7 protein-coding genes are annotated in these 11,954 nt (G+C 64.4%); 4 read left to right on the top strand and 3 right to left on the bottom strand.

Annotated elements, in window-relative coordinates; all coding sequences use genetic code 11:
- Positions 1–124 precede the first annotated feature (124 nt).
- Positions 125–697, top strand: coding sequence for a phasin family protein (locus U5A58_RS12645; RefSeq protein WP_042264853.1), 573 nt, complete (start codon positions 125–127; stop codon positions 695–697).
- A 242-nt stretch (positions 698–939) separates the two neighbouring features.
- On the opposite strand, the gene lpdA is transcribed toward U5A58_RS12645, so the two are convergent.
- The 3 genes from lpdA to aceE all read right to left on the bottom strand — a co-directional run bounded on the left by lpdA (position 940) and on the right by aceE (position 7,259).
- Positions 940–2,706: a dihydrolipoyl dehydrogenase gene (gene lpdA, locus U5A58_RS12650; RefSeq protein ID WP_321961668.1), complete on the bottom strand. Its 1,767-nt coding sequence runs from the start codon at positions 2,704–2,706 to the stop codon at positions 940–942.
- 95 nt (positions 2,707–2,801) lie between these two features.
- Positions 2,802–4,484 carry a dihydrolipoyllysine-residue acetyltransferase gene (aceF, locus tag U5A58_RS12655; protein ID WP_321961669.1) on the bottom strand — a complete coding sequence of 561 codons (1,683 nt, stop codon included), beginning with the start codon at positions 4,482–4,484 and terminating at the stop codon, positions 2,802–2,804.
- A gap of 78 nt (positions 4,485–4,562) precedes the next feature.
- Positions 4,563–7,259 carry a pyruvate dehydrogenase (acetyl-transferring), homodimeric type gene (aceE, locus tag U5A58_RS12660; RefSeq protein WP_321961670.1) on the bottom strand — a complete coding sequence of 899 codons (2,697 nt, stop codon included), beginning with the start codon at positions 7,257–7,259 and terminating at the stop codon, positions 4,563–4,565.
- Between the two features lie 295 nt (positions 7,260–7,554).
- On the opposite strand from aceE, the gene fixL reads away from it, so the two are divergent.
- From fixL to folD, 3 genes are all read left to right on the top strand, one after another.
- Positions 7,555–10,068, top strand: a complete 2,514-nt coding sequence (gene fixL / locus U5A58_RS12665) for an oxygen sensor histidine kinase FixL (protein WP_321908987.1) — start codon at positions 7,555–7,557, stop codon at positions 10,066–10,068.
- Positions 10,065–10,712 (top strand): oxygen response regulator transcription factor FixJ, encoded by a 648-nt coding sequence (gene fixJ / locus U5A58_RS12670; protein ID WP_158757559.1) that lies wholly within the window; start codon positions 10,065–10,067, stop codon positions 10,710–10,712. Before fixL ends, fixJ begins: the two co-directional genes overlap by 4 nt.
- Before the next feature lie 236 nt (positions 10,713–10,948).
- Positions 10,949–11,803 carry a bifunctional methylenetetrahydrofolate dehydrogenase/methenyltetrahydrofolate cyclohydrolase FolD gene (folD, locus tag U5A58_RS12675; protein ID WP_321961671.1) on the top strand — a complete coding sequence of 285 codons (855 nt, stop codon included), beginning with the start codon at positions 10,949–10,951 and terminating at the stop codon, positions 11,801–11,803.
- The last annotated feature ends 151 nt before the right edge of the window (positions 11,804–11,954 follow it).

Genomic DNA, 11,954 nt, shown 5'->3' on the forward strand with positions numbered 1-11,954 from the left:
TTTCTTCCGGAGCATCCTAAAATCGAGTCAATGTTGCGACGCACAAAGCGAGTGACAGAGCACCAGCGCCGTGCCACTTACTTCAGGCGACCCACGAAGGCCGCCGACATACAGGAGCGTAAACATGAGTCTGCTGACCCCTGAGCAATTCGCCGCTGCCCAGAAAGCCAACCTCGAAACCCTGTTCGGCCTCACCGGCAAGGCATTCGAAGGCGTGGAAAAGCTCGTCGAATTGAACCTTCAGGCTGTCCGCTCGAATCTGGCGGAATCGCAGGAACACGCCCAGCGCGCACTGTCGGTGAAGGACGCGCAGGAATTCCTGGCCCTGCAAACGAGCTATGCCCAGCCGCTGACCGAAAAGCTGCTGTCGTACGGCCGTCATGTGTATGAAATCGCCTCGGCCACCCAGGCTGAGTTTGCGAAGGTCGCCGAAGCCCACTACGAAGAGCAGAACCGCAAGGTTCAATCGCTCGTCGACAACGTCGCGAAGAACGCACCGGCTGGCTCGGAAACCGCAGTTGCCGTGATCAAGTCGGCCATCAACGCCGCGAACACGACCTACGAAACGGTCCACAAGGCTACGAAGCAAGCCGTGGAAATGGCGGAAAGCAACTTCAACGCCGCCACCGCTGCTGCGAGCAAGGCTGCCGCCCAGGCGTCGCGCTCGGCTGCCGCTTCGGCCAAGAAGACGGTCTGAACGTTGCATATTGAACCGGTGCGCTCGCAGAAGCCGCGGCGCACCGTGCGCCGGACCTGAACGCTCCGGCATGCCGCCCGGCATGTCACTTGCCCGGTCGCCGACCGGGAATCTTTTTTTACGCTCCGGCGCCTCTCGTAGCACTCCCGCAGCACCGAGCGTTACCCCAAAAGCAAACGGCGCACTCCTCACGGAGTGCGCCGTTTCTTCGTGCGCGCCGCAACGAGCGGCGCGACACGAACTTACTTCTTCTGCGGCGGCAGGTCGGTGCAGACACCCTCATACAGTTCGGCAGCCATGCCGATCGACTCGCCCAGCGTCGGGTGCGGGTGGATCGTCTTGCCGATGTCGGTTGCGTCCGCGCCCATTTCCACGGCGAGGCACACTTCGCTGATGAGGTCACCCGCGTTCAGGCCGACGATACCGCCGCCGATCACGCGATGCGTCTCTTCGTCGAAGATCAGCTTGGTAAAGCCCTCGTCGCGGCCGTTAGCGATCGCGCGGCCCGAAGCGGCCCACGGGAACACCGCCTTGCCGTACTTGATGCCTTCGGCCTTGCACTGCTCTTCGGTCTTGCCGGCCCACGCCACTTCCGGATCGGTGTAGGCCACCGACGGAATCTGCAGTGCGTCGAAGTATGCCTTCTCGCCGTGCGCCGCTTCCGCCGCCACGTGGCCTTCATGCACGGCCTTGTGCGCGAGCATCGGCTGGCCGACCACATCGCCGATCGCGAAGATGTGCGGCACGTTGGTGCGCATCTGCTTGTCGACTTCGATGAAGCCGCGATCCGTCACCGCCACGCCGGCCTTGTCCGCGCCGATCTTCTTGCCGTTGGGCGAGCGACCCACGGCGACCAGCACGAGGTCGTAGCGCTGCGGTTCGGCCGGCGCCTTCTCACCCTCGAACGACACGTAAATGCCGTCGTCCTTCGCCTCGGCCTTCGTGGTCTTGGTCTTGAGCATGACGTTCGCGAAGCGCTTCGCGTTGTACTTTTCCCAGACCTTCACGAGATCGCGGTCCGCGCCGGCCATCAGGCCGTCGAGCATTTCCACGACGTCGATCTGCGCACCAAGCGTCGCGTAGACAGTCGCCATTTCCAGGCCGATGATGCCGCCGCCGATCACGAGCATCTTCTGCGGAATCTGACGCAGTTCCAGCGCGCCGGTCGAATCGACCACGCGCGGGTCTTCCGGCATGAACGGCAGCTTCACGGCTTGCGAGCCGGCAGCGATGATCGCCTGCTTGAACTTGACGATCCTCTTGCCGCTCTCGCCCACCACTTCCATGTGGTTCGGATCGAGGAACGCGCCCAGGCCCGTCACGACTTCGACCTTGCGCGCCTTCGCCATGCCGGCGAGGCCGCCCGTGAGCTTCTTGACGACGCCCGACTTGAAGTCGCGCAGCTTGTCCAGATCGATCTGCGGCTTGCCGAACGTGATGCCGTGCGAGCCGAGCGCTTCGGCTTCGTCGATCACGAGCGCGGTGTGCAGCAGCGCCTTCGACGGAATGCAACCCACGTTCAGGCACACGCCGCCGAGCGTCGAATAACGCTCGACCAGCACGGTCTTCATACCAAGGTCGGCGGAGCGGAACGCTGCCGAGTAGCCGCCGGGGCCGGCGCCAAGCACGAGCATGTCGCATTCGACGTCGGCGCTGCCGCTGAAGCTGCCGGCTTGCGGTGCCGGCGCTGCAGCTTTCGGCGCTTCGGCAGCCTTGGGCGCTTCAGCGGCCTTGGGCGCTTCGGCCTTCGGCGCAGGCGCGGCCGCGCCAACGGCGGCTTCGACCAGCGCGATCACCGTGCCTTGCGAAGCCTTGTCGCCGGCCTTGATCTTCACTTCCTTGACGGTGCCGGCGACGTCGCTGGGCACTTCCATCGTGGCCTTGTCCGACTCGAGCGAGAGCAGCGTCTGCTCTTTCTCGATGACGTCACCCGCCTTGATGTTGACTTCGATGACGTCGATGTCCTTGAAGTCGCCGATATCCGGCACTTTCACTTCGACGAGACTCATGGTGTCCCCTACCCCTAAAGGATGACCGGCCGCGCCTGCCGCAGCGCACACGTCATGAACGTGCGGCGCGGCGGCGCGAGCCGGTCAGATCGGTTTTACAGAATCACGCGGCGGAAATCGCCGAGGATCGAAGCGAGGTACGCGTTGAAGCGCGCGGCAGCTGCACCGTCGATCACGCGGTGATCGTACGAGAGCGACAGCGGCAGCGTGAGGCGCGGCACGAACTGCTTGCCGTCCCACACCGGCTTCATCGCGCTCTTCGACAGGCCGAGGATCGCCACTTCCGGCGCGTTGATGATCGGCGTGAAATGCGTGCCGCCGATGCCGCCGAGCGACGAGATCGAGAAACAGCCGCCTTGCATCTGGTCCGGCTTGAGCTTGCCTTCGCGCGCGAGCTTCGAGAGCTCGGCCATTTCCTTGGCGATGTCGACAAGACCCTTCTTGTCCGCGTCGCGGATCACCGGCACGACGAGGCCATTCGGCGTGTCGGCGGCGAAACCGATGTGGTAGTACTGCTTGAAGACGAGGTTGTCGCCGTCGAGGCTCGCATTGAACGCCGGGAACTTCTTGAGCGCGGCGACGCAGGCCTTGATGACGAACGCGAGCATCGTGAACTTCACGCCCGCCTTCTCGTTTTCCTTGTTCAGCTGCACACGCAGCGCTTCGAGGTCGGTGATGTCCGCTTCGTCGTTGTTCGTGACGTGCGGGATCATGACCCAGTTGCGGTGCAGGTTCGCGCCCGAGATCTTCTTGATGCGCGAGAGCGGTTGCGTGTCGATCGGGCCGAACTTCGTGAAGTCGACCTTCGGCCACGGCAGCAGGTTCAGGCCCGCGCCGCCGCCCGCCGGAGCGGCAGCAGCCGCAGCCGGTGCCGCCAGCGCGCCCGTCATCACGCCCTTCACGAACGCGGTGACGTCGTCCTGCGTGATGCGGCCCTTGGGGCCCGTGCCCGCCACGCGGCCAACATCCACGCCGAGCTCGCGCGCGAACTTGCGCACGGAAGGCGAAGCGTGGCTCGGACGGCGCGCGCCGCCTTCGCCTGCCGGAATGATCGGCGCCTGTGCGAGCGCCGACGGTGCGGCCGGCGCGGGCTTGGCCGGTGCGGCTTGCGGCGAGTCGGACGGTTGTTCGACCGGCGCTTTCTGCGCGGGTGCGGCGGCCGCAGCCGAAGCGCCTTCGGCTTCGACGATGACGATCTCGGTGCCTTCCGACACGTTATCGCCGACCTTGACCTTGATTTCCTTGACGACGCCAGCCACCGGGCTCGGCACGTCCATCGTCGCCTTGTCCGATTCGAGCGTGACGAGCGACTGCTCCTTCTCGACGCGGTCGCCAACCTTCACGCCGATCTCGATGACCGGTACGTCCTTGTAGTCGCCGATGTCGGGGACCTTGACGGACTGCACGCCGCCGCTCGCGGCAGCGGCGGGTGCGGCGGCCGGTGCGGGTGCGGCGGCCGGTGCGGGTGCAGCGGCGGGAGCCGGGGCAGCGGCAGCCGGTGCCGGGGCAGGCGCGGCAGCAGGAGCCGCAGCGGCGCCAGCGCCGTCGAGGACCAGCACGAGCGAGCCTTCCGACACGTTGTCGCCGACCTTGACCTTCACTTCCTTGACCGTGCCCGACGCCGGGCTCGGCACATCCATCGTTGCCTTGTCCGATTCGAGCGTGATGAGGGACTGCTCTTTTTCGACGGTATCGCCCGCCTTCACCAGCACCTCGATTACAGGAATGTCCTTGTAATCGCCGATGTCCGGCACCTTGACTTCGATCGCTTGACTCATTGTTAGTGTCTCCGGGGCCGCATACGACACGCCTCCCCGCTTCGGGGAGGCGCACATGCCATGCACAGGGGTGATGGGTTAGACGGTCATCGGGTTGGGTTTGGACGGATCGAGGTTGTACTTGGCGATGGCTTCGCCAACCACCTTGCGCTCGATCTTGCCTTCGTCCGCGAGCGCGTTGAGCGCCGCAACCGTGGTCCAGTAACGATCGACTTCGAAGAAGTGACGCAGCTTTTCGCGCGTGTCCGAGCGGCCGAAGCCGTCGGTGCCGAGCACCACGAACTTGCGCGGCACGAGACCACGGATCTGGTCGACCAGCGCACGCACGTAGTCGGTCGAGGCGATGACCGGACCTTGCGTGTCCTTGAGCAGCTTCTCGACGTGCGATTCGCGGCGCGGCTCGCTCGGGTGCAGCAGGTTCCAGCGTTCGACTTCGTGACCTTCACGTGCGAGTTCGGTGAAGCTCGGCACGCTCCAGAGGTCGGCTTCGACGCCCCAGTCGTTCTTCAGCAGGTCGGCCGCGGCAATCACTTCGTTGAAGATCGTGCCCGCGCCCATGAGCTGCACGCGCGGCGCCTTGGCGTTGTCGGCGCCCTTGCGGAACGCGTACATGCCCTTGATGATGTCGGCCGCCACGTGCTCGCCCTGCGGAATTGCCGGGTGCTCGTAGTTCTCGTTCATCACGGTGATGTAATAGAACACGTCTTCCTGCTCCTGCACCATGCGGCGCAGACCGTCCTGCATGATGACCGCGAGTTCATAGCCGAACGTCGGGTCGTAGTTCACGCAGTTCGGCACCGAAGCGGCCCACAGGAGCGAGTGGCCGTCTTCGTGCTGCAGACCTTCGCCGTTGAGCGTCGTGCGGCCAGCCGTGCCGCCCAGCAGGAAGCCGCGCGAACGCATGTCGCCCGCCGCCCACACCAGGTCGCCGATGCGCTGGAGGCCGAACATCGAATAGAAGATGTAGAACGGCACCATGATCTCGCCGTGCGTCGAGTACGACGTCGCGGCTGCGATCCAGTCACACATGCCGCCGGCTTCGTTGATGCCTTCCTGGAGAATCTGGCCCGTCTGCGATTCCTTGTAGAACATCAGCTGGTCGGAATCTTCCGGCACGTACTTCTGGCCTTCCTGGTTCCAGATACCGATCTGGCGGAACAGGCCTTCCATACCGAAGGTACGCGACTCGTCCGGCACGATCGGCACGACGCGCTTGCCGAGCGCCTTGTCCTTCAAGAGGATGTTCAGGATCCGCACGAACGCCATCGTCGTGGAGATCTCGCGGCCTTCGCCCGTGCCCTTGAGCAGCGGCTCGAACGCGTCGAGCGCCGGCACCGGCAGCGACTCGGCCTTCTGGCGGCGAGCCGGCAGGTAACCGCCGAGATCCATGCGCTTCTGGCGCATGTAATCCAGTTCCTTCGAACCCTCCTCGAACGTGAGGTACGGCACGTCGACGATCTGCTCGTCCGTGATCGGCAGGCGGAACTGGTCGCGGAACTTCTTGAGCTGATCCACCTGCATCTTCTTCTGCTGGTGGGTGATGTTCATGGCCTGGCCGGCTTCGCCCATGCCATAGCCCTTGATCGTCTTCGCGAGGATGAGGGTCGGCTGACCCTTCGCGTGCTGGGCTTGATGGAACGCCGCGTAGATCTTGTGCGGGTCGTGGCCGCCGCGGTTCAGGTTCCAGATGTCGTCGTCGGACCAGTCGGCGACGAGTGCCTTCAGCTCAGGCGTATTGAAGAAGTGTTCGCGAACAAACGCGCCCGACTCCGACTTGTACGTCTGGTATTCGCCGTCGACGACTTCCATCATGCGGCGCATCAGCGCGCCCGACTTGTCGCGTGCGAAGAGGGCGTCCCAGCGGCTGCCCCAGATGACCTTGATCACGTTCCAGCCGGCACCGCGGAACTCGCTTTCGAGTTCCTGGATGATCTTGCCGTTGCCGCGCACCGGGCCGTCCAGACGCTGCAGGTTGCAGTTGATGACGAACACGAGGTTGTCCAGGTGCTCGCGGCCGGCCATGCCGATCGCGCCGAGCGATTCCGGCTCGTCCGTCTCGCCGTCGCCGAGGAAGGCCCAGACCTTGCGGCCGTCGGTCTTGGCGATGCCGCGCGCCTGCAGGTACTTCATGAAGCGCGCCTGATAAATCGCCATGATCGGGCCGAGACCCATCGAGACGGTCGGGAACTGCCAGAAGTCCGGCATCAGCCACGGGTGCGGATACGACGAAATGCCGCCGCCGTCCACTTCCTGGCGGAAGTTGTCGAGCTGGTTCGCGCTCAGGCGGCCCAGCAGGAACGCGCGCGAGTAGACGCCCGGCGACGAGTGGCCCTGCACGAACACGAGGTCGCCGCCATGCTCAGCCGAGGGCGCGCGCCAGAAGTGGTTGTAGCCGACGTCGTAAAGCGTGGCCGCCGAGGCGAACGAAGCGATGTGGCCGCCCACGTTCGTGTGCTTGCCCGCACGCAGCACCATGGCCATGGCGTTCCAGCGCGTGTACGAGCGAATGCGGTGTTCGATGTCCTGGTCGCCCGGGTTCTGCACCTGATTGGCGACGGGGATCGTGTTGATGTACGGCGTGTTCGCCGAGAACGGCAGATGCTCGCCATGCACGCGGGCGAATTCGATCTGCTTTTCGATCAGGTAGTGGGCGCGATCAGGGCCGACCGTCGAAATCACGCCATCCAGCGCTTCGAGCCATTCGGCGGTTTCCTGGGGATCCTCGTCCTTGTCGGCGGCAACGTACTTGAGGACTTCGTCGGGTACAGCGGACATGCTCGTCTCCTGGATGTAGGGGAACGCTGTTGATCGGACCATGCGGGCGGCGACGCTTAAGACGTGACCGGGCCAACCGCAGCAGCTTCGGGGCGATTGTAATGACCCCCCTGACCATCGCGCAACAAAATTTTCGAATTGCGAGATGCAATTTTATAATGTGAAAAATTGCTGCAGCGCACGCTTAATCGTTCGTGCCCCTGTGCCGATAACGGCCAGTTTGCACCCGTTTATCGGCGATTTACGGCTTTTTTCACGGCATTTCGGCGTCTTACGCTGAGCTACAATCCTTGCCATGTTGACCGAACGGCTTTTCGCACGCTCGGCGCGGCCGCCCGGAACGCCCGGCGAGTCGTCGCCATCTCGCTGGCACCACGGACCCTGGTGGTCGAATTCCTATTTGCTGACGCCGCTCCTGTCGATCCTCGTGTTTTTGATCGTCATGAGCCTGATCTTGTGGAGCCTGAACCGCCGCGAGCAACAGCAGCAGGAAGACACGCTCTACCGCAACGTGGCGTGGGCCCAGCAGCAGATCCGGCTTTCCATGACAGGCGCGCAGGAGCAGCTGCAGGCGCTGGCTCGCGACCTGGCCGCGGGGCATAGCGACCCGCAGTATTTCCAGACGTCCACCACGGACATCATGCAGGGCCATCCCGAGATCCTCTATCTCAACTGGTACACGAGCCAGGAGGAGCCACGCTGGCCCAACACGGCGATGCCGGTATTCGGCCAGCGACTCGCGAAGCCGAACGACGCGCAAATGGACGAGGCCGTGAAGGCCGCATTCGCCGAGGCGCGCGCCACGCGCCGCCAGGTGTACTCGCCGCTCATTTACGACGACGTCGGTAACGGTTACATCACGCTGCAAACGCCGGTATACCGCGATCGGGAATTTCTTGGTTCGATCGCGGCCGTGTTCTCGGTCGAAGGCATCCTGAAGCACGACATCCCGCCCGAGCTGTCGGCCAAGTACAAGATCTCGATTCTCGACGCGAACAACCGCGAGCTCGCCACCACCTCGACGCGTCCGCGCCTGCCGCGCGACGTCTACTACGACCTGCCGCTCGATCCGCCGGGCCAGGGCGTTTCGGTGCGCGTGTACTCGTACCCGCAGATGACCAACTTCACGAACAACACGCTCGTGTGGCTGGTTGCCGGTCTGTCGTGTTTCGTGCTGTGGAGTCTCTGGAGCCTCTGGAAGCACACGCGCCAGCGTTTCGAGGCGCAGCAGGCGCTCTATGCGGAGGCGTTCTTCCGCCGCGCCATGGAAAATTCCGTGCTGATCGGCATGCGTGTGCTCGACATGCATGGGCGTATCACGCACGTGAACCCGGCGTTCTGCCGCATGACCGGCTGGGACGAAAGCGACCTCGTGGGCAAGAACGCACCGTTCCCCTACTGGCCGCGCGACGCCTACCCCGAAATGCAGCGCCAGCTCGACATGACGCTGCGCGGCAAGGCGCCCTCCTCAGGCTTCGAATTGCGCGTGCGCCGCAAGGACGGCTCGCAATTCCACGCGCGGCTTTACGTCTCGCCGCTCATCGACAGCTCGGGCCGCCAGACCGGCTGGATGTCGTCGATGACCGACATCACGGAACCGAAGCGCGCACGCGAAGAACTCGCCGCCGCGCACGAGCGCTTCACCACGGTGCTGGAAAGCCTCGACGCCGCCGTCTCGGTGCTCGCCGCCGACGAAGCCGAACTGTTGTTTGCGAACCGCTACTACCGCCACCTGTTCGGCATCCGCCCGGACGGCCATCTGGAACTCGCGGGCGGCGGCGGCTTCGATTCGGCCAGCGCTTCCTCGGACTCGATCGACATGGTCGACGCGTTCGCCGGCCTGCCCGCCACTGCGCTCACCGAAAGCACGGCGGACGCCCAGGAGGTGTACGTCGAGAGCATCCAGAAGTGGTTCGAAGTGCGCCGCCAGTACATCCAGTGGGTCGACGGCCACCTCGCACAGATGCAGATCGCGACCGACATCACCACGCGCAAGCAGGCGCAGGAACTGGCACGCCAGCAGGACGAAAAGCTCCAGTTCACGAGCCGCCTGATGACGATGGGCGAAATGGCCTCGTCGCTCGCGCACGAACTGAATCAGCCGCTCGCCGCCATCAACAACTATGCCTCGGGCACGGTCGCGCTTGTGAAGTCGGGCCGCGGCGCGCCCGAGAACCTGTTGCCCGCGCTCGAAAAAACGGCGCAGCAGGCCGTGCGCGCCGGCATGATCATCAAGCGCATCCGCGAATTCGTGAAGCGCTCCGAACCGAAGCGGCAGGCCGCGCGTGTGGCCGACATCGTCGCCGACGCGGTGGGTCTTGCCGAGATCGAGGCGCGCAAGCGCCGCATCCGCATCGTGACCGACATGCGCTCGCGCATGCCCGTGATCTACGTCGATCCGGTGCTGATCGAACAGGTGCTCGTCAATCTGCTGAAGAACGCAGCAGAAGCCATGGCCGATGCGCGGCCGAATGCGATCGACCCGGTGATCCGCGTGATCGTGAAGCGCGAAGGCGGCAACGTGTGCATCAGCGTCGTCGATCAGGGCCCGGGCGTGGACGAAGCCACGGCCGAGCGCCTCTTCGAACCCTTCTACAGCACCAAATCGGACGGCATGGGCATGGGCCTGAACATCTGCCGTTCCATCATTGAATCGCACCGCGGGCGTCTCTGGGTGGTCAACAACGTCGAATCCGACGGCCACATCAGCGGCGCAACGTTCCATTGCAGTCTGCCCATCGGCGAATCGGACACCCCCTCGCGGAACACCGACGAACCGACTCCACAAACCGTTACGGGAGAGCCATGAACAGCCCAGTCACCACCCAGGAAACCGTCTTTGTTGTCGATGACGACGAGGCCGTACGAGACTCCCTGCGATGGCTCCTCGAAGCGAACGGCTACCGCGTCCAGTGTTTCAATAGCGCGGAGGAGTTCCTCGAGGCCTACCAGCCGGCACAACAGGCCGGCCAGATCGCCTGCCTGATTCTCGACGTGCGTATGTCGGGCATGAGCGGTCTCGAATTGCAGGAACGTCTGATTGCCGAAAACGCCGCGCTGCCGACCATCTTCGTGACGGGCCACGGCGACGTGCCGATGGCCGTTTCGACCATGAAGAAGGGCGCGATGGACTTCATCGAGAAGCCCTTCGACGAAGCCGAACTGCGCAAGCTCGTGGAGCGCATGCTTGACAAGGCGCGCAACGAAAGCACGAACGTGCAGCAACAGCGCGCGGCCGCCGAACGCCTCGGCAAGCTCACGGCGCGCGAGCACCAGGTGCTCGAGCGCATTATCGCGGGCCGCCTGAACAAGCAAATCGCCGACGACCTTGGCATCAGCATCAAAACGGTGGAGGCGCACCGCGCCAACATCATGGAGAAGCTCAACGTCAACACGGTCGCCGACCTGCTGCGTCTCGCGCTCTCCAACAAGCCGCAACAGGCGCAGCAGTAAGCGCATCCTTCCCGGGCTGCATTGGCGCGCGCCTCAGCGCGCCAATGCAGCCCGCGGCGTCTCGCCGCGACCCTCCTTCTTCGCCCTTCGTCCGTTCAGGTCAGAGCCCGCCCTGCGCGCGGGTATAATGTCGGCCTTCGAATGGCGCCCGCCCTATGCCGCTCGCCCGCACCCCACGCGCGCCAGCGCTCGCGCGCCCACGAGCCCGCATTGCCCACTCTCGACCCCGACCGACCATGACTGCCACTATCATCGACGGCAACGCCCTCTCCAAGAAACTGCGCGCCGAAGTCGCCACGCGCGCCGCCGCCCTCACCGCCCGCGGCCATCAGCCGGGACTCGCCGTCGTGCTGGTCGGCGACAATCCGGCGAGCGAAGTCTACGTGCGCAACAAGGTCAAAGCCTGCGAAGACAACGGCCTCTACTCGTCGTACGACCGCTATCCCGAGTCGCTTTCCGAAGCCGACCTGCTCAAGCGCATCGACGAACTGAACCGCGACCCGAAGATCAACGGCATTCTCGTGCAGTTGCCGCTGCCCAAGCACATCGACAGCCATAAGGTCATCGAGGCGATCGCGCCCGAGAAGGATGTGGACGGCTTTCACGTCGCCAACGCGGGCGCGCTCATGACGGGCCAACCGCTCTTTCGCCCGTGCACGCCCTATGGCGTGATGAAGATGTTCGAGGAATACAAGATCCCGCTCGAAGGCGCGAACGCCGTGGTGATCGGCCGCTCGAACATCGTCGGCAAGCCCATGGCGCTGCTGCTGCTCGAAAAGGGCGCGACGGTCACGATCTGCCACAGCAAGACTCGCGACCTCGCGAAGCACACGCGCGACGCCGATGTCGTGGTCGCCGCGGTGGGCAAACGCAACGTGCTGACCGCCGACATGATCAAGCCCGGCGCCACCGTGATCGACGTGGGCATGAACCGCGACGACAACGGCAAGCTCTGCGGCGACGTCGATTTCGCGGGTCTGAAGGACGTGGCCGGCTTCATCACGCCGGTGCCGGGCGGCGTCGGCCCGATGACCATCACCATGCTGCTCGTGAACACGATCGAAGCGGCGGAGCGCGCGGCCGCAGCATAAGCATTGCGCGAGCGCGCGTTACAGCATGACGTTCTTATAGCGGCCCATTACGGGCCGCTTTCTTTTTGCGGCGCCGCCCGCGCGTGCCACGCACAGGCAGGGATTTCGCCGCCCTTGCGCCACATCTGTTAATTTGCTCGGATAAGCCGGT

The sequence above is a fragment of the Paraburkholderia sp. J7 genome (assembly GCF_905220155.1).
Lineage (GTDB): Bacteria > Pseudomonadota > Gammaproteobacteria > Burkholderiales > Burkholderiaceae > Paraburkholderia.